This window comes from Streptomyces sp. NPDC001781 (assembly GCF_053596035.1).
Map to the genome: position 1 here is coordinate 38,736 of NZ_JBSFFI010000002.1, position 18,970 is coordinate 57,705.

Here is an 18,970-nt window from a genome sequence, read left to right on the forward strand (position 1 = left end):
CGACATCTTCGCAGGTCAGAGACGTATCGGCGGTGACCCCCTAGCGGGTCGCCGCCGATCGTGTTTAGGTGCGTCCTGTGGACCGCTTATTGACACGCGACTGAACGGGGATGTGACGGCATGGCCGCAGGAGGCTTCTGCAAGCTGCCGCACGGCACGGTGGTGGTGGCGCTGAACCTGCCGATCCCTGCCGGGGGGCCTGCCGGGGTGCGGGTGCTGGTGCACGCCCAGAACCGGGCGCGGGCTCTTACCCGGCTGCGCAACCTGGGTATGCCGTCGGTGTTCCTCCGGGGTAACACGCAGCCTCCCACGCCGGATGAGATCACGGCGGTCCTGCACCACCCCGACGGCCTGATATGGCGTACGGCCCCGGACGGCGGGGCCATGGTGACGGAGCTGTGGCGTCCGATCCGGGACCTCATGAGGCGGTCGGCCACCCCTGCCTGACCGGCCGGGTACAGGGCGTCCCAAGCGCGGCTCAAGAAAGTCCCACTGGCACCGAACGTTTCGGGTCCTCCCGCCGTCTCAGTAGCGATGGTGTCGTTGAGGAGAGGGCTTGGGGGGACCGTGCCGACTGAGGACGAAGATCTGCTCAGCCCCGTTCAGGTGCGCCGGGTGACGGCGGTCCTGGCGCTGGGTGGGGTGCCGAGAGAGGACATCGCCGACGGGGTGCAGCAGGTGCGGCTTCGGCTGATCGAGCGGCTGGCCAAGGGCGCCGGCGCGCCCAGGGACCTGGGTGCCTGGGCGGTCGCGGTCGCGTCGAACCATGCGGTCGACTGGCACCGCAGCCGCAATCGGCAGGAGCGGGTCGGTGAACGGCTGCGGAGCCTCGGTGAATGGCGCCGGACCGTGCCCGGACCCGAGGCCGAGTTGCTCACCCTCGCCGTCGCCGAGGGTCTGGACGCGCTACCGGTGCTACAGCGGCAGGCGCTGGTCCTGCGTTACTACGCCGACCTGACCGTGCCACAGATGGCGGAGGCCCTGGAAATCCCGGCCGGCACCGTCAAGAGCCGCCTGCACGCGGCCGGGCGGGCGATGAAGGCACATCTGGAGAACGACACAGCTGTGGAGGCGCGATGAACGACGACTGGGGAGCCGACGGCACCGAGGAGCTCGTTGCCGACCGCCTGAAGTTCATCGGGGCGCTCATGGAAGAGGACACGGACCGGACGGAGGGCGCTCTTCGCCCGGCTGCCGTCGGCCGGGCACAGGAGCCCGGCGTAGGCGGCGTCCCGGCACCCGTGCGCCGATCTCGGCTGCGGCTGGTGACCGTTCTCGGTCTCGCGGCGGCGGTGGCCGCGGTCGCTCTCACCGCGGTGTGGGCGCCTTGGTCCTCCGGGGAGGACGCGGAGGCGAAGCCGGATCAGTCGGGCATCGTGGCGTGCGCGAAACTCATCGTGGAGGGCACGGTCGCCGGCACAGAATCTGCCGGGCCCGGCGGCACGACCGTGCGGCTGCACGTCGACCGGTACGTGAAGCCTGGCAAGGGGCCGGCCGAGGTGCGGTTCACGGTGCCTCGGCAGGACGGGGCGGCCTATCGTGTCGGCACCCAGGTTCTAGTGAGTGTCTCACGCTTCGCCGACGAAGTGCCGCTGCTTTTCACCGGCGATGAGATCAGGTCCGCCGAGGAATGGATGGCGGCGGAGGCCGAGAGGCCGGATGCGCCCGACTGCCCGGGGCGTGGCTGAGCAACACCTTCCTTTCTATTACTTCTTCCTCACTGATCACTTACCTGTTAGCCTCACTGTCGATCACTGGGGGACGCGTGTTCCCCATCTAGTCTGTGGGGGGCTTGACAAGTGAGAGCGGGCTATTTCGCGCGCGCGATCGCAATTGCTGCGGTGGCGGGTGCCATGGCTGGAATAATCGCCACTTCTTCGGGCTCGGCGCAGGGCGCACCGACGCACAGGGATGCGAGTCCGGAACGGATTGTGCACGGCCGCGAGGATTTCAGTTTCACCTCGGTAAATGCTCTTGTCGGTACGGCTCCGGTCATCATCCGGGGCACGGTGCTGAGCACCGCCCCGGGCCGGACGGTGGGCACCGCGGAGAACGGCGGCACCGACCAGGCGCGCAATGTGACACTGCGCGTGGACGCCGTGATGAAGAAGGGCGGGGCCGACATCGGCTCCACGCTCACGCTGGAGGAGTGGGGCTGGGACGGCTCTGGCAACGGCTACCAGATGGAGAACCTGACCTGGAGCCAGGCGGGGGACGCGGGCTACTACTTCCTGAAGCGGGACGCAGTCACGCTGAACTGGCGCTTCGTGAACACCGAGGGGCGGGTGCTGAACAGGAGTGGCATCGTGCGGTCCTCGGCCGACCCCGAGGGGGCGCTGTTCCCTCTCATCGACGGACGGACCAACACCGACTTCTACGCCGAGCTCAAGCGCCTGCTCGACCCGGCTAACTCGAACCAGCTCGTCGTCGTGCCACAGCCCGTTCCGGCCACCGGCGAGCAGCAGAACGACGTCCCGGACAGTGGCCCCACGGAGCCCGTGCCGGATGGTTCGACGAACGACGGCTCCGAGCCGACCCCTTACCCGTCGTCCACCTGAGCCAGCCTCTCTCCCGGGAACAAGGAAAGAAGAGAACATCGTGCACACCTCTCGCAGGTTCACGGCCGTGCTCGCGGCTTCCGCGGCCCTGGTGCTGAGCGCCCCGTTCACCGCGTTCGCCAGCCACGACGACAACGGCACCGACCCCGACAACCGCAACCAGGCGGTCAAGGGATTCAGCCTGACGGCCAACGGCACCAAGGCGATGAACCAAGGCAAGAGCCAGTTGGAACGCAGCGTCATCACCACGTCCTGGGGCGGGGGTGACATCGAGGTCTACGACGGCGACTACGGCGACAGCGGCTGGCACGGCCGGACCGACTGCACCGACTGGAACGTCCTGTGGACGTCCTGCGACATCATCAGGGTGCGCCTGAACACCTACCAGTACAAGACGGCCAACCAATGGCGCAGCCTGGGCTGTCATGAATTCGGGCACACCGCCGACCTCGGGCATCGCGGTAAGAGCAACGACACGGACAACAATTCCTGCATGCGAGTGGAAATCTGGCCCCAGTACTACGACCAGCACGACCTCAATGCGATCAAGGCGGGGACGTGATGCTGAAATTCTTGCGAATCCTCGGATGCGTCGTGGCGGCGGTCGTGGCTTTTTCCGGCGTGCTCGCACTTCGGTCGGGTGATGCTGGGCCGGATGTCCAAGGTTTCCGGAATTCTGCAGCGCAGCCGAAATTCTGCAAGGAGGCCCAGCCGCTTGATTTCTCGCGGTCCGCGGAATTGTCGGCGCATCGCCGGGCTCACGTCATCGAAGACCTTCGCGATCTGGCCCCGGACGACATCGCGGGCGAGTTCGACAGGCTGATCTCGTGGTACGAGCATCCGAGTGAATCGGAGCGGGACAGCTCCCGCCGGGCCAGCGTCCGCGTCGGCGAGTTCATCGAGCGCAGTTGCGACGGGATAAACCTGGGCGGCATCAGAACATGACCTGCCCCCGGCCGGGGGCCTGCCCCCGGCCGGTCCGCGCCCGCGGGTCACACGACCGGCTTTCCCGTCAGCTTCACGCCGGCCTCACGCAGCGTTTGGAGCGCCCGGGCGGTCGTATTCGCATCGACCCCCGCCGTCAGGTCCAGCAGCACATGCGTGCCGAAGCCCTCGGCGGCCGCGTCCAGGGCGGTGGCCCGCACGCAGTGGTCCGTGGCGATGCCGACCACGTCGACCTCCTCGACGCCCCGGGCGCGGAGCCAGTCCGCGAGAGTGACACCGTTCTCGTCCGTGCCCTCGAAGCCGCTGTACGCGGCGGAGTAGGCGCCCTTGTCGAAGACCGCGTCGACCGCGCCGGAGGCGACCGCCGGGGCGAAGTTGGGGTGGAAACCCACGCCCTCCGTGCCCGCGACGCAGTGCGCGGGCCAGGAGTGGACGTAGTCCGGGTTGTCCGCGAAGTGTCCGCCCGGCGCGATGTGGTGATCGCGGGTCGCCACCACGTGCCGGTACCCGGAACCGGCGGCCTGGCCGATCAGCTCGGTGATCGCGGCGGCCACGTCCGCTCCGCCGGCCACCGCGAGGCTGCCCCCCTCGCAGAAGTCGTTCTGCACGTCGACGACGATCAAGGCGCGGCGCATGGTGGTGTCCTTCGAGTGGGGTCCAGGAAATCGAGCGTAGAGACTTCCGGCCTCCCGCACTAGCTACCCGAGGGCACGTGCAGGTACTCCGTCGGGAGGACGGGTTCCCCGCGCGAGAGCTGCGTCGCGGACAGCGGCAGGTTCTCCCGCGCCGCGATGTGCCGCTCGCGCGCCGCGTCCAGCGGCTCGCGCGCGACGACCTCGCCCCCCTTGACCAGCTCCACCAGCAACTGCCGGTCGGCCAGCTCGTCCGGCACCGGCCCGGTGCCCACGACCTCGGCCTCCGCGACCCCGTACGCGTCCAGCCGCCGTGCCGCCCACTTCCGGCCGCCGACGGAGGTCTTGCCGCCGCTGGACTTCTTCGCCACCGGCACCAGCTCGGCGGCGGGATCGGCCGACTCGGCGCGGGCGACCAGCTTGTAGACCATCGAGCAGGTCGGGTGCCCGGAACCGGTGACCAGCTGCGTGCCCACCCCGTACGCGTCCACCGGCGCCGCCGCCAGCGAGGCGATGGCGTACTCGTCCAGGTCGGAGGTGACCACGATCCGGGTGCCGGTCGCGCCGAGGGCGTCGAGCTGCTGCCGCACCCGGTGCGCGACCAGCAGCAGGTCGCCGGAGTCGATGCGCACCGCGCCCAGCCCGGGACCGGCCACCTCCACCGCCGTGCGGACGGCCTCCGTGACGTCGTAGGTGTCCACCAGCAGGGTGGTGTCCGCGCCGAGGGCGTCGACCTGGGCGCGGAAGGCGTCCCGCTCCTGGTCGTGCAGCAGGGTGAAGGCGTGCGCGGAGGTGCCCACGGTCGGGATGCCGTACCGGAAGCCCGCGGCGAGGTCGGAGGTGGTGGCGAAGCCGCCCACGTAGGCGGCGCGCGCGGCCGCGACGGCGGCCAGTTCGTGGGTGCGGCGGGCACCCATCTCGATGAGCGGCCGGCCGCCCGCGGCGGAGGACATCCGGGAGGCGGCGGCCGCGATGGCCGAGTCGTGGTTGAGGATGGAGAGGATCACCGTCTCCAGCAGCACGCACTCCGCGAAGCTGCCCTCGACCCGCAGCAGCGGCGAGCCGGGGAAGTAGACCTCGCCCTCCGGGTAGCCCCAGATGTCGCCCTGGAAGCGGTAGTCCGCCAGCCACTTCAGGGTCGGCTCGTCGACGATCCCCCGCTCGCCCAGGAAGGCGAGCATCGCCGCGTCGAAGCGGAAGTTCGTCACCGCGTCCAGCACCCGGCCGGTGCCCGCGACCACGCCGTAGCGGCGGCCGTGCGGCAGGCGTCGGGTGAAGACCTCGAACACGCTGTGCCGCTCGGCCGTCCCGGCCTTCAGGGCGGCTTGCAGCATGGTCAGCTCGTACTGGTCCGTGAAGAGCGCCGTCGACGGGACTTCCACCGGTAGCCCAAGGTCCGCTGTGTTCATGACGACGAAGCGTACTCCCATTTCGTCAGTGTGACGATTTCTGTGCCGCGTGGGAGCATGGCTGTTGTGACGTCACCCGCGCCCGTAGAGATCGAACGCACCGAACCGGCGGAGGAGACCTTCGCCGTACCCGAGCCGGACGTCCCCTGGATCACGATCGTCCACAATGATCCGGTCAACCTCATGAGTTACGTGACCTACGTCTTCCAGACGTACTTCGGCTACTCGAAGGACAAGGCCACCGAACTCATGCTCGACGTCCACCACAAGGGCCGGGCGGTCGTCTCCAGCGGGAGCCGCGAGGAGATGGAGCGCGACGTGCAGGCGATGCACGGCTACGGATTGTGGGCCACCCTCCAGCAGGACCGGAAGTAAACCGACACACATGCCCGGACACTTCGAACCGCTCCCCGGCGGCGGCGCGACCGTCGCGCTCGACGACGTCGAGATCTCCATCATCCGGTCGCTGGCCGTCCAGCTCCTGGAGCTGATCGGCCCCGGCCCCGCCGAGGACGAAGGCGGCGATCCGCTCGCCGGGCTGTTCGCCGAGGGTCCCACCGAGCCGCCCGCCGACCCGGTGCTGCGCCGGCTGTTCCCGGACGCCTACACCGACCCGGAGCAGGAGCCGGCCGACCCGGCCGAGGCCGAGGAACGGCGCGCGCACTCCGCGGAGTTCCGCCGCTACACCGAGAACGACCTCCGGGCCGGCAAGCGGGAGAACGCGCTGGCGGTCATCCGCACCCTGGACCAGCTCGCGTCGTCCGCCGAGGGCGGCGAGGCGGTGCTCAAGCTGTCGCCCGAGCAGTCCCGGCAGTGGCTCTCCGCGCTGAACGACCTGCGTCTGGCCATCGGGTCCCGGCTGGAGATCTCCGACGAGGAGGACACGGACCCGCTGTACCGCCTCCCCGACCGTGACCCGCGCAAGCCGATGGTGCTGGCCTACCTCTGGCTCGGCGGACTCCAGGAGACCCTCGTCTCGACCCTGATGCCGTGAACGCCTCCCGGGCGTTCGCTCAGAGGACGCTCAACTCCGGATAACGATCGCGTCACCGTTGCGGCCGTTTTTGGTGCATTTGGACGCACTTTGTCCGGTTCTTCCTGTGTGGTGCGCCACAGGCCCCCCCTTTGCTCAAAATTGCGACCGTGATAAATCTTCACGATCGCCCGGCGGACACCACCCATGTCCGGCCGGGTGCGCCACCGAGCCGGCGACCGCCGGCCAGGCACGAGCGGGTCCCTGACCTGCTCACTCCATCAGTTCCGGGGGGATCGAGACCCGATCCGCGGCCGAGTGAAGGCCACGGGTCGGCATGGAGAAAGGCGCACCACCATGGCCTCTGAGAAGGTCACCGAAGCCCCTGAAGAGGGTTACGAGCGAGGGCTCGGCAGCCGGCAGGTCCAGATGATCGCCATCGGTGGCGCCGTCGGAGTCGGCCTGTTCCTGGGAGCCGGGGCGAACATCGCCAAGGCCGGTCCCAGCCTCATCCTCATGTACGCGCTCGCGGGCGCGATCATCTTCTTCATCATGCGAGCCCTGGGCGAGCTGCTGCTCTACCGCCCGGTGTCCGGCTCGTTCGCCGAGTACTCGCGCGAGTTCCTCGGCCCGTTCTTCGGTTACTTCACCGGCTGGACCTACTGGCTGATGTGGGTCGTGACCGGCATGGCCGAGCTGACGGCCGCCGCCATCTACGTCAACTACTGGTTCCCGGACGTGCCCCGGTGGGTCACGGCACTGGTCTTCCTGGTGGTCCTCTTCGGGGCCAACCTGATCTCCGTGAAGCTCTTCGGCGAGCTGGAGTTCTGGTTCTCGATGGTCAAGGTCACGGCCCTGATCGGCATGATCGTCATCGGCCTCGGTGTGCTGACCTTCGGCTTCAGCGCCGCCGGCGACACCGCCTCGGTGGCGAACCTCTACCAGTTCGACGGCTTCTTCCCCAAGGGCGTCGGCTCCTCGCTGATGACCCTCCAGGGCGTCATGTTCGCCTACCTCGCGGTCGAGCTGGTCGGCGTCACGGCCGGCGAGTCCGAGGACCCGGAGAAGACCCTGCCCAAGGCGATCAACACCCTGCCCTGGCGCATCGCCCTCTTCTACGTCGGTGCCCTCACCGTCATCCTCTGCGTGGTCAAGTGGACCGAGTTCGCGGCGGGCGTCAGTCCGTTCGTGAAGGCGTTCGCAGTGATCGGCATCCCGGCCGGCGCCGGCATCGTGAACTTCGTCGTCCTCACCGCCGCCCTGTCCTCCTGCAACTCCGGCATGTACTCCACGGGCCGCATGCTGCGCACCCTGGCGGACAACGGCGAGGCCCCGCGGGCCTTCGCCAGGCTGTCCTCCACCAAGGCCCCGGCGCTCGGCATCACCGTCTCGGTGCTGTTCATGGGCATCGGCGTGGTGCTGAACTACGTGGTCCCGGAGAAGGCGTTCGGCTACGTCACGTCGGTCGCCACCGCCGCGGGCATCTGGACCTGGCTGATGATCCTGATCAGCCACGTGCTCTACCGCCGCGCGGTCGCCGCGGGCAAGCTGCCCGCCTCGTCCTTCCCGGCGCCGGGCGGCTCGGTCTTCTCCTACGTCGCCATCGTCTTCCTGCTCTTCGTCACCGGCATCATCGCGTACGATGCCGACTCCCGCGTCTGCCTGTACGTGATGGCCGTCTGGGCCGTGGCGCTCGGGATCGGCTGGAAGATCATGAAGTCCCGCACGCCGCAGGGCGGCGAGCGCGACGAGCCGGCGCTGGAGAAGGTGGGCTAGCCCCGCCGCGAGGGACCATCCAGGACGTCTGGCCGCCGGGAGTACTCGTGGCGCTCCCGGCGGCCGCCGCTCAAGGCGTCCGCCATGCGGGCCGTCCCGTACCGCACCGCGGTACGTGGCGGCCCGTCCCCCTATCCTGGCCCGCATGCTGACCATCACCCAGGACCTGTACGACCGGATCGTCGCCCACGCCCGCGAGGACCACCCCGACGAGGCGTGCGGTGTGGTGGCCGGGCCGGAGGGCACCGGGCGCCCCGAGCGGTTCATCCCGATGCTGAACGCCGCCCGCTCTCCCACGTTCTACGAGTTCGACTCCCAGGACCTGCTGAAGCTCTACCGGGAGATGGACGACCGCGACGAGGAGCCGGTGATCGTCTACCACTCCCACACCGCGACCGAGGCGTACCCCTCCCGCACCGACATCGGCTACGCCAACGAGCCCGGCGCGCACTACGTCCTGGTCTCCACGGCGGACGCCGACGGCCTCGGCGACTTCCAGTTCCGATCGTTCCGCATCCTGGACGGAGAGGTCACCGAGGAGGAGGTCGAGGTCGTCGAGACGTACTGATCCCACTCCCCGGTCGGAAAACGTCCGCCATCCGGGACAGGCTTCCGGTCGGTGGACCGGGAATCTATACGATGAGCCCATGGTTCTGACTGTGGTGCGCGCCTTCTGCTGACGTACCGAGCCGCAGCCCCGACGAACACCTTCGAACAGGAGCCCGCAACCATGGCCATCGAGGTCCGCATCCCGACCATTCTCCGCCAGTACACCGACGGCCAGAAGGCGGTCGAAGGCACCGGGGAGACCCTCGCCGACCTGTTCGCCGACCTCGAGACCCGGCACACGGGCATCCAGGGCCGTGTGGTGGACGGCGGCCAGCTGCGCCGCTTCGTCAACGTGTACCTGAACGACGAGGACGTCCGCTTCGTCGACGGCATCGACACCAAGCTGTCCGACGGCGACACCGTGACCATCCTGCCGGCCGTGGCCGGCGGCATGGCCTGATCGCATGCGGTACGACTCCCCGCTGGCCGCGGTGGGCAACACCCCTCTGGTGCGCCTGCCGCGGCTCTCGCCGTCCCCCGACGTCCGGATCTGGGCCAAGCTGGAGGACCGCAATCCGACCGGCTCGGTCAAGGACCGGCCCGCGCTGCACATGATCGAGCAGGCGGAGAAGGACGGCCGGCTCACCCCCGGCTGCACCATCCTGGAGCCCACCTCGGGCAACACCGGCATCTCGCTCGCCATGGCCGCCAGACTCAAGGGCTACCGCATGGTGTGCGTGATGCCGGAGAACACCTCCCGCGAGCGCCGCGACCTGCTCGGCATGTGGGGCGCGGAGATCATCCCGTCCCCGGCGGCGGGCGGCTCCAACACCGCCGTCCGGGTCGCCAAGGAACTGGCCGCCGAGCACCCGGACTGGGTGATGCTCTACCAGTACGGGAACCCCGACAACGCGGGCGCCCACTACTCCGGCACCGGCCCCGAGATCCTGGCCGACCTGCCCTCCGTCACCCACTTCGTGGCGGGCCTCGGCACCACCGGCACCCTGATGGGCGTCGGCCGCTACCTGCGCGAACAGAAGCCGGACGTGAAGATCGTCGCCGCCGAGCCGCGCTACGACGACCTGGTGTACGGCCTGCGCAACCTCGACGAGGGCTTCGTGCCCGAGCTGTACGACGCCTCGGTGCTCACCACCCGGTTCTCCGTCGGCTCGGCGGACGCGGTGGCCCGTACCCGTGAGCTGCTCCAGCAGGAGGGCATCTTCGCGGGCGTCTCCACCGGCGCGGTGCTGCACGCGGCGCTCGGTGTGGGCCGCAAGGCGGTCAAGGCGGGGGAGAGCGCCGACATCGCCTTCGTGGTCGCCGACGGCGGCTGGAAGTACCTCTCCACCGGGGTCTACACGGCCGCCACCACCGAAGAGGCCATCGAGACCCTCCAGGGCCAGCTCTGGGCCTGATCCCCTCGGGGGAGCCGTTCGGGGCCGTCGTGCGTCACACCGGTACCAGTGGTGCCGGTGACCCGGCCGGCCCCGGACGGAGAGGCGGACCCCATGCGCCGTACGACATCCCTCGCCCCGGCCGCGCTCGCGGCGGCCCTGCTGCTCGCAGGCTGCGGGACGCAGGGGGACGACGCGGGCCGGAAGGTGTCACCCTCGCCCACGCGCGACAACTGTGTGAGCACGCTCCGGCTGACCGCCGCCGACACCGGCCGCGATCTGTGCCTGGCCAAGGGCGGTGAGCTGCGGCTCGCCCTCGACGGCGACAAGGCCCACCCGTGGAAGCCGGTCCAGGCGAAGGGCGGCGCGCTGACCGCGATCAACTCCGGCTTCGTCCTCCGGCCGGGCGACGCGAACGCCGCGTACCGCGCGGACAGGCCCGGCACCGTGGAACTGACCTCCGCCCGCGACTCCGAGCACTGGCAGGTGACGGTCCGGGTCCGCTAGGGGCTGTCCGGCGGATCAGCCGACTACGACGCCGCGAGGGGCGGTACCGGACCCCGCGAGCCCGGCGTGATCCGAACGAGAGGCCTAACCGGCTAGGTGACGCACCCGGTCCCACAGGACCGGGTCGACCTCGCCCACCCGGTGCCGCAGATCCCCCAGGGGCACCTCGTGCAGTTCTGAGGGGTCGAGAAAGCGGGGCCCCTCACCGAGGACACCGCCCGGCAGCGGGATCAGTCCCGGCCGCTCCTCCTCGGGGCGGCCGGTGATCCGGGCGACCGTGGCCCGCCCGTCCCGCACCGCCAGCACCAGGCAGGGCAGCGGCTCGGCCCACCAGATGTCACCCGCGCGCGGACGGCCCGTCAACTCCAGCGAGGAACGCGGTCGTCGGCGCGCCCGGCGCTGCCGGTGACCCCTGCCCCAGCCGTCCACCAGCGTGGCGACCAGGGCCAGCAGGAGCACCGCCGCCAGTGCGAGCCACCAGGTCGTGTCCATGCGAAGGACGTTACCGGCGCGCGCCGCCCGACGCGCGCCCTCGGTTCGTCCCCACGCGCCCCCGGTCCAGCCGAACCGGTGACAGCACAGGTGAGTTCGCCCACAACGGCCCCTGGCGAAGGAGCGACCCGCCCTGTGGCGCCTTACGCTCGACGGACCGCACCACCATGCCCTGCTGCTTCCCGACCCGCTTCTGCCAACGGAGGTTTCCGCTCCATGAAGCTCACCGTCGTCGGCTGCTCGGGGTCGTTCCCGTCCGCGGAATCGGCCTGTTCGAGCTACCTCGTCGAGGCCGACGGCTTCCGGCTGCTCCTCGACATGGGCAACGGCGCCCTGGGCGAGCTGCAGCGCCACATCGGTCTGTACGACCTCGACGCGATCTTCCTCAGCCACCTGCACGCCGATCACTGCATCGACATGTGCGCGTACTTCGTCGCGCGCTACTACCGGCACGAAGGCGGACGCTGCGAGCCGATCCCGGTCCACGGTCCCGAGGGCACCGAGCACCGGCTGACCACGGCGTACGCCGACACACCGTCCGCGTCCTCCATGAGCGAGGTCTTCGACTTCCACACGGTCAAGCCGTCCACCTTCGAGATCGGCCCCTTCACCGTGCACACCGAGCGGGTGCGGCACCCGGTCGAGGCGTACGCGATCCGGATCGAGCACGGGGGAAAGTCCCTGACGTACTCCGGTGACACCGGGGTCAGCGAGGCGCTGGAGGAGCTGGCCCGGGACACCGACCTGTTCCTGTGCGAGGCGGCCTTCACGCACGGCAAGGAGAACATCCCCGACCTGCACCTCAACGGCCGCGAGGCCGGGGAGACCGCCACCCGCGCGGGCGCCCGCATGCTGGTCCTCACCCACATCCCGCCGTGGACCGACCCCGAGGTCAACCTGGCCCACGCCCGCGAGACCTTCGCGGGGCCGGTGGAGCTGGCGGTGCCCCGCGCGACGTACGAGCTGTAGCCCCGCGCACGGCGAAGGCCCCGGAACCTGGAGAGGTTCCGGGGCCTTCGCGGTCACATCGGCCGGGTTACCTGGCCTCGGCCTTCTGGATCTCGGCCAGCTCCTCGTCGGACTCGCGGCCCGGCGTGGGGAGGTTGAACCTGACGATGGCGAAGCGGAAGACCACGTAGTAGACGACCGCGAAGCACAGGCCGACCACGATGAGGCCCAACGGGTTCGACGCGATGCCCCAGTTCAGGCCGAAGTCGATCGCACCGGCCGAGAAGCCGAAACCGTCCCGCATGCCCAGCGACCAGGTCAGCGCCATGGAGACACCGGTGAGCACCGCGTGGATCGCGTACAGCACCGGGGCGATGAACATGAACGTGAACTCGATCGGCTCGGTGACACCGGTGAAGAACGAGGTCAGCGCGAGGGAGAACATCATGCCGCCGACGACCTTGCGGCGCTCGGGGCGGGCGCAGTGCACGATGGCGAGGCAGGCGGCGGGCAGCGCGAACATCATGATCGGGAAGAAGCCGGTCATGAACTGGCCCGCGTGCGGGTCACCGGCGAGGAAGCGCGCGATGTCGCCGCTCTTGCCCTGGTAGTCACCGGCCTGGAACCACGGGAACGAGTTCAGCAGGTGGTGCATGCCGATCGGGATCAGCGCGCGGTTGGCCACACCGAAGATGCCGGCGCCCACCGCGCCCGAGCCGACCAGCCACTCACCGAAGTTGTGCAGACCCGTGCCGAGCACCGGCCAGATGTAGCCGAAGACGATGCCGATGAGCAGACCCGCGAGCGCGGAGAGGATCGGGACCAGCCGGCGGCCGCCGAAGAAGCCGGCCCAGTCGGGCAGCTTGGTGCGGTAGAAGCGCTGGTAGAGCAGGGCGACGACGATGCCCATCACCACACCGCCGAGGACCTTGGCGTCCACCGGGGCGTTCACCATGACGACCTTGCCGTCGACGGCGGTGGCCACCTTCGGCAGGTTCTTGTCGGTGAACGTGGCCAGCACGTTCTTGAAGACCAGGTAGCCGACGACAGCGGCGAGCGCCGTGGAGCCGTCCGACTTCTTGGCGAAGCCGATGGCGATGCCCACCGCGAACAGCAGCGCCATGTTGTCCAGGATCGCGTTGCCGCCCGCCGCCATGAAGGAGGCGATCTTGGTCAGGAACGCCGGGAAGGAGGGGTCGCCCAGCATGTCTCCGCTGCCGAGCCGCACCAGGAGGGCGGCGCCGGGGAGTACCGCGACCGGCAGCATCAGGCTGCGGCCGATCCGCTGGAGGACACCCATCACCTTGGCGCCCCTCGTCTTCTCGGCCGGGGGCGCGGCGCTGGCCGTGGTCACAACTTCCTCCAGATGGGCAGGGCGCCGCCCTGGGACCATGGAGGGGGACGGCAGCGTCTGTGGTCTACACCACTTGTGGTGTAGACCTGTTGTAGCACGATGGCACGAATATAAGGAACCCGTGAATCAGCGACCGCGGGGATACGCGCAGTGGCCGGACCCGCCGGGGCCCGGGGGCGGTTTGGCGGGGTTCTCCGTGGTGGTGTAGACCAGTCTTCGGACGGTTCTCGTTCGGACCGGTTCGGACCAGGGAGAAGGAACATGGCCACCAAGGCTGAGAAGATCGTCGCCGGGCTCGGCGGCATCGAGAACATCGACGAGGTCGAGGGCTGCATCACCCGCCTGCGTACCGAGGTCCACGACGCGTCGCTCGTCGACGAGGCCGCCCTGAAGGCCGCGGGCGCCCACGGTGTCGTGAGGATGGGCACCGCCGTCCAGGTCGTCATCGGCACCGACGCCGACCCGATCGCGGCGGATATCGAAGACATGATGTGAGTCCCGCGCTCACCTGCACGAGGGGCTTCTTCCCATGGGGGAGGAGCCCCTCGCGTCACTCCCGATAGGCTCAGCCGCATGTCTCGCATCGACGGCCGAACCCCCGAACAGCTCCGCCCCGTCACCATCGAACGCGGCTGGAGCAAGCACGCCGAGGGCTCCGTCCTCGTCTCCTTCGGCGACACCAAGGTGTTCTGCACCGCCAGCGTCACCGAAGGCGTCCCCCGCTGGCGCAAGGGAAGCGGTGAGGGCTGGGTCACCGCCGAGTACTCCATGCTGCCCCGCTCCACCAACACCCGCGGCGACCGCGAGTCGGTCCGGGGCCGGATCGGCGGGCGCACGCACGAGATCTCCCGCCTCATCGGCCGCTCGCTGCGCGCCGTCATCGACTACAAGGCGCTCGGCGAGAACACCATCGTGCTCGACTGCGACGTCCTCCAGGCCGACGGCGGCACCCGCACCGCCGCCATCACCGGCGCCTACGTCGCCCTGGCCGACGCCGTCGCCTGGGCCCAGCGCAAGAAGCTGGTCAAGGCGGGCCGCAAGCCGCTCACCGGCACGGTCGGCGCGGTCTCGGTCGGCATCGTCGACGGCGTCCCGCTGCTCGACCTCTGCTACGAGGAGGACGTGCGCGCAGAGACCGACATGAACGTGGTCTGCACCGGCGACGGCCGCTTCGTCGAGATCCAGGGCACCGCCGAGGCCGAGCCCTTCGCCCGCGAGGAGCTGAACGCCCTGCTCGACCTGGGGGTGGCCGGCTGCGCCGAACTCACCGAGTTCCAGCGGGCCGCCCTCGCGTCGACCCTGCCGGAGTAGCACCGGAGGGGTAAAGGGAGTCCCAAACACCCTGAGCGCTCCGGGCAACCCCCGCCCGGCGTACGGCGTCTTGACCGGTACGGGCCGCGCGGCTCGATCCCGCGCGCCCGGCCAGCCGTACCTGGGGAGGAACACCGCATGGCCGCCGGCCGCCGACGCCGTACCACCGCCATCGCCGCGCTCGCGGCCGCCGCGCTCACCATGGGCCTGACCACCGGCTGCGACGCCGTGGACAAGGCCCTGGACTGTGTGCAGACCGCCGACTCCATCGCGGACAGCGTGACCGACCTCCAGCAGGCCGTGGAGAACGCCGCGAACGATCCCGCGCAGGCCGACGCCTCGCTGGACTCCATAGAGCAGAACCTGGACCGCATAGGCGACCGCACCGACGACGCCGACGTCAACAAGGCGGTGGACGACCTGAACGCGGCGGTCTCGAACATCCGGACCGCCATCCGGAACGGCGACGACACCCCGGACGTGCGCCCGGTCACGGACGCGGCCGGGGAACTCACCAAGGTGTGCACCCCTTAGGGCCTGTCCGGCGGATCGTGGCGCGGGCGCGGGGTCGACGGGCACCGCCGCTTTCCCGCACCTCGATCCACCGGACATGTCCGGCGTTCTCCGCCGGCGACCCGGCGCCTCAGCGCCCCCGGTCCTCCCGGCGGCCATGGCGCGGTTCCTGCCGGGCCTCGCGGCGGTCCCGGCGCTCCTGGCGGCGCAGCTCCTTCAGCCGCTGCCGCTCGGCCCGGGTGAGCTTGCGCTCCACGCCGACCCCGCCCCAGAACGCGAACCCGCTGACGATCACGCGCGGCGCCCCCGGATCGCCGGGCTCGTCCCGGTCCAGTTGCTCGAAGCCGCCCATGACGCCGATGCCGCGCACCACGACCTCGACCCCCGGCGGCACGATCACCTCCAGACCGCCCATCACGGCGAAGCAGTTGATCTCGACCTCGCGGTCGGCGAAGAACGCCTCGCGCAGGTCGATCTCGCCGCCGCCCATGAGGGCGAAGCAGGTGAACTTCTTCGGCACCGTCCAGCGCCCCTTGCGCTGGAACCCGGACAGCACCGCCACCGCCCCGGCCGAGGTGCCCTCACCGCCGACGATCCGGGACTCCCAGCTCCCGTCGGAGACCGGCCGCTTGGTGAACGAGACCGGCGCAGCGGCGGCCGGAGCGGCCGGGAGGTCGCTGGTCAGCGGAGCCAGCTCGCCGTAGGTGCGGGCCCTGAACGCCGACTCCAGCCGCTCCTCGAACTCCGCCATGTCCAGGCGTCCTTCGGCCAGGCCGTCGCGGAGGATCCCGGCGACCCGTTCCCGGTCGGCGTCGGAGGCGCGGAGGTCCGGCACGGGACCGGGGGAACGGCGGTCCGGGGCGGCGTCGTCGGTCATGACAGCAGACTACGAGACGGCCTTCTCCGCGTACATCTTGGCGATGACCGCCTCGATGTCGGGTTCCCGGACGGAGAGGTCCACCAGCGGGTAGGCGGCGGCGAGATGGGCCACCAGGGGCGCCGCCGACTGCCCGGCCGGGAACGCCAGCCACTGCCGGGGCCCCTCCACCCGCACCACCCGTGCCGAGGGCACCTCGACCGGCGGCAGCTCCCGCTCCAGATCCACCACCAGTGTCCGCTCACCCTCCCCGGCCGCGTGCAGCCCGGTCAGCGAACCGTCGTACACCAGGCTGCCGTGGTCGATCACCATGACCCGAGAGCACAACTGCTCGATGTCCTGCAGGTCGTGGGTGGTGAGCAGGACCGTGGTGCCGCGCTCGGCGTTCAACTCCTTCAGGAAACCACGCACCTTGGCCTTGGAGACCACGTCCAGACCGATCGTCGGCTCGTCCAGGTACAGCACCTCCGGGTCGTGCAGCAGGGCCGCCGCGATGTCCCCGCGCATCCGCTGGCCCAGCGAGAGCTGCCGTACGGGGACGTCCAACAGCTCCCCCAGCTCCAGCAGTTCGACGCAGCGGTCCAGGTTCTCCCGGTACCGGGCATCCGGGATCCGGTACATCCGGTGCGCCAGGCGGTAGGAGTCGACCAGCGGCAGGTCCCACCACAGGGTCGTCCGCTGCCCGAACACCACCCCGATCCGGGACGCCAGCCGGGTCCGCTCCCGCGAGGGGTCGATCCCGGCCACCCGCAGCCGGCCCGAGCTGGGGGTGAGGATGCCGGTCAGCATCTTGATCGTGGTCGACTTGCCCGCGCCGTTCGGCCCGATGTAGCCGACCATCTCGCCGCGCGCCACGGTGAACGAGATCGAGTCCACCGCCCGCACCTCGCGCCGCTCCCGCTTGAGGAACCCGGTCTTCCTGCGCACCTCGAAGACCTTGCCGACCTTCTCCAGGGTGATGAACCCCGCGCCGTCCGCCATCAGTTCAGCTCCCCGTGCTCCGGTACGAACGCAGTCCCGCCCGCCAGGCCAGCCCGGCGAGCGCACAGCAGGCCAGAGCCACCAGCGGGGAGACGAACGCCGTCCACCCCGGCAGCCCCAGCGGATACGGGCGCCCCAGCACGTAGGCCGCGGGCACCCAGTTGACGAAGGCCAGCGGCAGCACGAAGGTCACCCCGCGCACCAGCTCCTCGGTGAACACCGCGGGCGGGTACTGGAGCAGGGTCGTACCGCCGTAGGTGAAGGCGTTCTGCACCTCCGAGGCGTCCTGCGCGAGGAACTGGAAGGCCGCGCCCGCCACGAAAACCGCGCAGAAGATCCCGCTGCCGCCCACCACCATCACCGGCATCAGCAGCAGCTTCAGGGGCGTCCAGTCCACCTCCAGCCGGCTCAGCGACCAGCCCAGCACCAGCGCCCCCTGCGCCAGGCGGCCCAGCCTGCGGAGCGCGAACCGGTCCGCCGCGACCTGCGCAAGCACCGGCGCCGGACGCACCAGCAGGGTGTCCAGCGTGCCGTCCCGCACCCGGCGCCCCAGCCGGTCCATCGACCCGATCACCAGGTCCGCCATGCCGAAGGCCACCGCCGACAGTCCGTACAGGAACGCCACCTCGGGCAGCGACCAGCCCGCCAGCGAGTCCACGCGGGAGAACATCAGCATGATCGCGACGAAGTCGAGGAAGGTCGCCGCGAAGTTGCCGAGCGTGGTCATCACGAACGACGCCCGGTACGCCATCGTGGAGCGCACCCACATCCCGGCGATCAGCCCGTACGCCCGCACACCCTCGCGGACCCGGCCGTACTCAGCCACCCTGGACCACCACCCGCCGGGTCGCGGCCGACTGCAGCAGGCGCCCCGCGCCCAGCAGCGCCACCGCCCACCCGGCCTGGAAGAGCCAGACGCCCAGCGGGTCCGCCCGGCCCAGCAGCACGTCCGCCGGGGCCTGGAGCAGCGCCGACCAGGGCAGCGCCCTCACGACCTCGCCGAGCGTGCCCGGGAAGACGTTCAGCGGCAGCAGCATGCCTGAGCAGAAGTGCCCGGCCAGCCAGGCGATCCGCATGATGCCCGACCCGTCCAGCAGCCAGAACGTGCTCAGTGCCAGCAGGTACCGGATGCCGAAGCCGACCAGCATCGCCAGGACCAGTGTCACCAGCAGCGCCATCCAGGTGCCGGCGTCCGAGGGGACGTAGGCGGGGAAGCAGAGCATGCCGAAGAGGAAGGGCAGCACCCCCCGCCCGAGCAGCTGGAAGAAGGCCCGGCCCAGGTCGGCCGCGAGCCACCACAGCTGCAGGTCGGCCGGCCGGTACAGGTCCACCGCGACGTCACCCGTACGGATGCGCTCCATCAGCTCTTCCTCGACGCCCCCGCCGCCGATCGCCAGCGTGGACAGCAGGGCCTGCCCCAGCCACACGTAGGTCACGGCCTGCGCCTGGTCATATCCGCCCAAGTGCGGACGGGCGTCCCACAGGGCACGGTAGGTGCAGACGATGATCAGACCGAAGACGGTGTTGGTGAACACCCCTGCCGCCGTGGCCGCGCGGTAGGTCGCGTACCGTCTGAATCCCCCTGCCGCGACGGCCACGTACAACCGTCCAGCGCCCACGCCGGTCCACCTCCTCGGACTGCTCGACACCGAAGCGCAGGAGCTTAGCCCCGGCCCCCGCGAACGGCCACGCGTTTTCCGTGACCGAAGCGTGCCGGAATCCGGGAACGCTTCACCAGGTGCGAGAGTCTT

Annotated in this window: 25 protein-coding genes; 17 read left to right on the top strand and 8 right to left on the bottom strand. The window is 70.2% G+C overall.

Translation table 11 applies throughout. The features are described from left to right. Positions 1-120: 120 nt before the first annotated feature. From ACWCV3_RS01890 to ACWCV3_RS01915, 6 genes are all read left to right on the top strand, one after another. Positions 121-447, top strand: a complete 327-nt coding sequence (locus ACWCV3_RS01890) for a hypothetical protein (RefSeq protein WP_451216895.1) — start codon at positions 121-123, stop codon at positions 445-447. A gap of 87 nt (positions 448-534) precedes the next feature. Beyond that, on the top strand, positions 535-1,080 hold the full coding sequence (locus ACWCV3_RS01895; RefSeq protein WP_451216897.1) for an RNA polymerase sigma factor: 546 nt from the start codon (positions 535-537) through the stop codon (positions 1,078-1,080). Then, positions 1,077-1,688 carry a hypothetical protein gene (locus ACWCV3_RS01900; protein ID WP_451216900.1) on the top strand — a complete coding sequence of 204 codons (612 nt, stop codon included), beginning with the start codon at positions 1,077-1,079 and terminating at the stop codon, positions 1,686-1,688. The genes ACWCV3_RS01895 and ACWCV3_RS01900 overlap by 4 nt, the downstream gene beginning before the upstream one ends. 321 nt (positions 1,689-2,009) lie before the next feature. Further along, positions 2,010-2,558, top strand: coding sequence for a hypothetical protein (locus ACWCV3_RS01905; protein WP_451216903.1), 549 nt, complete (start codon positions 2,010-2,012; stop codon positions 2,556-2,558). A 40-nt stretch (positions 2,559-2,598) separates the two neighbouring features. Beyond that, positions 2,599-3,120, top strand: coding sequence for a hypothetical protein (locus ACWCV3_RS01910; protein WP_451216906.1), 522 nt, complete (start codon positions 2,599-2,601; stop codon positions 3,118-3,120). Next, positions 3,117-3,503, top strand: a complete 387-nt coding sequence (locus ACWCV3_RS01915) for a hypothetical protein (protein ID WP_451216909.1) — start codon at positions 3,117-3,119, stop codon at positions 3,501-3,503. Before ACWCV3_RS01910 ends, ACWCV3_RS01915 begins: the two co-directional genes overlap by 4 nt. A 47-nt stretch (positions 3,504-3,550) precedes the next feature. On the opposite strand, the gene ACWCV3_RS01920 is transcribed toward ACWCV3_RS01915, so the two are convergent. Further along, positions 3,551-4,138, bottom strand: a complete 588-nt coding sequence (locus ACWCV3_RS01920) for an isochorismatase family protein (RefSeq protein ID WP_451216912.1) — start codon at positions 4,136-4,138, stop codon at positions 3,551-3,553. 59 nt (positions 4,139-4,197) lie between these two features. Continuing rightward, positions 4,198-5,544 carry a nicotinate phosphoribosyltransferase gene (locus ACWCV3_RS01925; protein ID WP_451216915.1) on the bottom strand — a complete coding sequence of 449 codons (1,347 nt, stop codon included), beginning with the start codon at positions 5,542-5,544 and terminating at the stop codon, positions 4,198-4,200. Between the two features lie 57 nt (positions 5,545-5,601). On the opposite strand from ACWCV3_RS01925, the gene clpS reads away from it, so the two are divergent. The 7 genes from clpS to ACWCV3_RS01960 all read left to right on the top strand — a co-directional run bounded on the left by clpS (position 5,602) and on the right by ACWCV3_RS01960 (position 10,743). Continuing rightward, entirely contained in the window at positions 5,602-5,919 is a 318-nt protein-coding gene (gene clpS, locus ACWCV3_RS01930; protein WP_423643388.1) for an ATP-dependent Clp protease adapter ClpS, read from the top strand. 10 nt (positions 5,920-5,929) lie between these two features. Further along, on the top strand, positions 5,930-6,538 hold the full coding sequence (locus ACWCV3_RS01935) for a DUF2017 domain-containing protein (RefSeq protein WP_451216919.1): 609 nt from the start codon (positions 5,930-5,932) through the stop codon (positions 6,536-6,538). A gap of 336 nt (positions 6,539-6,874) precedes the next feature. After that, positions 6,875-8,293 carry an amino acid permease gene (locus ACWCV3_RS01940; protein ID WP_451216922.1) on the top strand — a complete coding sequence of 473 codons (1,419 nt, stop codon included), beginning with the start codon at positions 6,875-6,877 and terminating at the stop codon, positions 8,291-8,293. Between the two features lie 145 nt (positions 8,294-8,438). Next, positions 8,439-8,861 (top strand): Mov34/MPN/PAD-1 family protein, encoded by a 423-nt coding sequence (locus tag ACWCV3_RS01945; RefSeq protein ID WP_451216925.1) that lies wholly within the window; start codon positions 8,439-8,441, stop codon positions 8,859-8,861. Positions 8,862-9,023: 162 nt separating this feature from the next. Next, positions 9,024-9,302: a MoaD/ThiS family protein gene (locus ACWCV3_RS01950; RefSeq protein WP_451216928.1), complete on the top strand. Its 279-nt coding sequence runs from the start codon at positions 9,024-9,026 to the stop codon at positions 9,300-9,302. 4 nt (positions 9,303-9,306) lie between these two features. Next, positions 9,307-10,257 (top strand): PLP-dependent cysteine synthase family protein, encoded by a 951-nt coding sequence (locus tag ACWCV3_RS01955; RefSeq protein ID WP_451216931.1) that lies wholly within the window; start codon positions 9,307-9,309, stop codon positions 10,255-10,257. Between the two features lie 93 nt (positions 10,258-10,350). Then, positions 10,351-10,743, top strand: a complete 393-nt coding sequence (locus ACWCV3_RS01960) for a hypothetical protein (protein WP_451216934.1) — start codon at positions 10,351-10,353, stop codon at positions 10,741-10,743. 84 nt (positions 10,744-10,827) lie between these two features. On the opposite strand, the gene ACWCV3_RS01965 is transcribed toward ACWCV3_RS01960, so the two are convergent. After that, a complete protein-coding gene (locus ACWCV3_RS01965; protein WP_451216937.1) occupies positions 10,828-11,235 on the bottom strand; it encodes a type II toxin-antitoxin system PemK/MazF family toxin in 408 nt (135 codons plus the stop codon). Positions 11,236-11,451: 216 nt separating this feature from the next. Here ACWCV3_RS01965 and ACWCV3_RS01970 point away from each other — a divergent pair, with 216 nt between their 5' ends. Then, positions 11,452-12,204 (top strand): MBL fold metallo-hydrolase, encoded by a 753-nt coding sequence (locus tag ACWCV3_RS01970; protein ID WP_451216940.1) that lies wholly within the window; start codon positions 11,452-11,454, stop codon positions 12,202-12,204. A 67-nt stretch (positions 12,205-12,271) separates the two neighbouring features. On the opposite strand, the gene ACWCV3_RS01975 is transcribed toward ACWCV3_RS01970, so the two are convergent. Beyond that, positions 12,272-13,537 carry a PTS transporter subunit EIIC gene (locus tag ACWCV3_RS01975; RefSeq protein ID WP_451216943.1) on the bottom strand — a complete coding sequence of 422 codons (1,266 nt, stop codon included), beginning with the start codon at positions 13,535-13,537 and terminating at the stop codon, positions 12,272-12,274. Positions 13,538-13,798: 261 nt separating this feature from the next. On the opposite strand from ACWCV3_RS01975, the gene ACWCV3_RS01980 reads away from it, so the two are divergent. The 3 genes from ACWCV3_RS01980 (at position 13,799) to ACWCV3_RS01990 (ending at position 15,382) form a co-directional block, all read left to right on the top strand. After that, positions 13,799-14,032, top strand: coding sequence for a glucose PTS transporter subunit EIIB (locus ACWCV3_RS01980; protein WP_451216946.1), 234 nt, complete (start codon positions 13,799-13,801; stop codon positions 14,030-14,032). 78 nt (positions 14,033-14,110) lie between these two features. After that, complete coding sequence (gene rph / locus ACWCV3_RS01985) at positions 14,111-14,848, top strand: ribonuclease PH (RefSeq protein WP_451216949.1); 738 nt, start codon at positions 14,111-14,113, stop codon at positions 14,846-14,848. Positions 14,849-14,986: 138 nt separating this feature from the next. Next, positions 14,987-15,382, top strand: coding sequence for a hypothetical protein (locus ACWCV3_RS01990; protein WP_451216952.1), 396 nt, complete (start codon positions 14,987-14,989; stop codon positions 15,380-15,382). Positions 15,383-15,491: 109 nt separating this feature from the next. Here ACWCV3_RS01990 and ACWCV3_RS01995 read toward each other — a convergent pair whose 3' ends face one another. The 4 genes from ACWCV3_RS01995 to ACWCV3_RS02010 are packed head-to-tail and all read right to left on the bottom strand — an operon-like array spanning position 15,492 to position 18,838. Beyond that, complete coding sequence (locus ACWCV3_RS01995; RefSeq protein WP_451216955.1) at positions 15,492-16,238, bottom strand: DUF1707 SHOCT-like domain-containing protein; 747 nt, start codon at positions 16,236-16,238, stop codon at positions 15,492-15,494. A gap of 9 nt (positions 16,239-16,247) precedes the next feature. Continuing rightward, entirely contained in the window at positions 16,248-17,219 is a 972-nt protein-coding gene (locus ACWCV3_RS02000; protein ID WP_451216958.1) for an ABC transporter ATP-binding protein, read from the bottom strand. Positions 17,220-17,223: 4 nt separating this feature from the next. Then, entirely contained in the window at positions 17,224-17,988 is a 765-nt protein-coding gene (locus tag ACWCV3_RS02005; protein ID WP_451217544.1) for an ABC transporter permease, read from the bottom strand. A gap of 49 nt (positions 17,989-18,037) precedes the next feature. Beyond that, on the bottom strand, positions 18,038-18,838 hold the full coding sequence (locus ACWCV3_RS02010; RefSeq protein ID WP_451216961.1) for an ABC transporter permease: 801 nt from the start codon (positions 18,836-18,838) through the stop codon (positions 18,038-18,040). Between the last annotated feature and the right edge of the window lie 132 nt (positions 18,839-18,970).

Coding starts and splice junctions, on each gene's coding strand:
- ACWCV3_RS01890 (WP_451216895.1), top strand. CDS start 121: ATGGCCGCAGGAGGCTTCTGCAAGCTGCCGCACGGCACGGTGGTGGTG.
- ACWCV3_RS01895 (WP_451216897.1), top strand. CDS start 535: ATGGTGTCGTTGAGGAGAGGGCTTGGGGGGACCGTGCCGACTGAGGAC.
- ACWCV3_RS01900 (WP_451216900.1), top strand. CDS start 1,077: ATGAACGACGACTGGGGAGCCGACGGCACCGAGGAGCTCGTTGCCGAC.
- ACWCV3_RS01920 (WP_451216912.1), bottom strand. CDS start 4,138: ATGCGCCGCGCCTTGATCGTCGTCGACGTGCAGAACGACTTCTGCGAG.
- ACWCV3_RS01925 (WP_451216915.1), bottom strand. CDS start 5,544: ATGAACACAGCGGACCTTGGGCTACCGGTGGAAGTCCCGTCGACGGCG.
- clpS (WP_423643388.1), top strand. CDS start 5,602: ATGGCTGTTGTGACGTCACCCGCGCCCGTAGAGATCGAACGCACCGAA.
- ACWCV3_RS01935 (WP_451216919.1), top strand. CDS start 5,930: ATGCCCGGACACTTCGAACCGCTCCCCGGCGGCGGCGCGACCGTCGCG.
- ACWCV3_RS01940 (WP_451216922.1), top strand. CDS start 6,875: ATGGCCTCTGAGAAGGTCACCGAAGCCCCTGAAGAGGGTTACGAGCGA.
- ACWCV3_RS01945 (WP_451216925.1), top strand. CDS start 8,439: ATGCTGACCATCACCCAGGACCTGTACGACCGGATCGTCGCCCACGCC.
- ACWCV3_RS01950 (WP_451216928.1), top strand. CDS start 9,024: ATGGCCATCGAGGTCCGCATCCCGACCATTCTCCGCCAGTACACCGAC.
- ACWCV3_RS01955 (WP_451216931.1), top strand. CDS start 9,307: ATGCGGTACGACTCCCCGCTGGCCGCGGTGGGCAACACCCCTCTGGTG.
- ACWCV3_RS01960 (WP_451216934.1), top strand. CDS start 10,351: ATGCGCCGTACGACATCCCTCGCCCCGGCCGCGCTCGCGGCGGCCCTG.
- ACWCV3_RS01965 (WP_451216937.1), bottom strand. CDS start 11,235: ATGGACACGACCTGGTGGCTCGCACTGGCGGCGGTGCTCCTGCTGGCC.
- ACWCV3_RS01970 (WP_451216940.1), top strand. CDS start 11,452: ATGAAGCTCACCGTCGTCGGCTGCTCGGGGTCGTTCCCGTCCGCGGAA.
- ACWCV3_RS01980 (WP_451216946.1), top strand. CDS start 13,799: ATGGCCACCAAGGCTGAGAAGATCGTCGCCGGGCTCGGCGGCATCGAG.
- rph (WP_451216949.1), top strand. CDS start 14,111: ATGTCTCGCATCGACGGCCGAACCCCCGAACAGCTCCGCCCCGTCACC.
- ACWCV3_RS01990 (WP_451216952.1), top strand. CDS start 14,987: ATGGCCGCCGGCCGCCGACGCCGTACCACCGCCATCGCCGCGCTCGCG.
- ACWCV3_RS01995 (WP_451216955.1), bottom strand. CDS start 16,238: ATGACCGACGACGCCGCCCCGGACCGCCGTTCCCCCGGTCCCGTGCCG.
- ACWCV3_RS02000 (WP_451216958.1), bottom strand. CDS start 17,219: ATGGCGGACGGCGCGGGGTTCATCACCCTGGAGAAGGTCGGCAAGGTC.
- ACWCV3_RS02005 (WP_451217544.1), bottom strand. CDS start 17,988: ATGTGGGTGCGCTCCACGATGGCGTACCGGGCGTCGTTCGTGATGACC.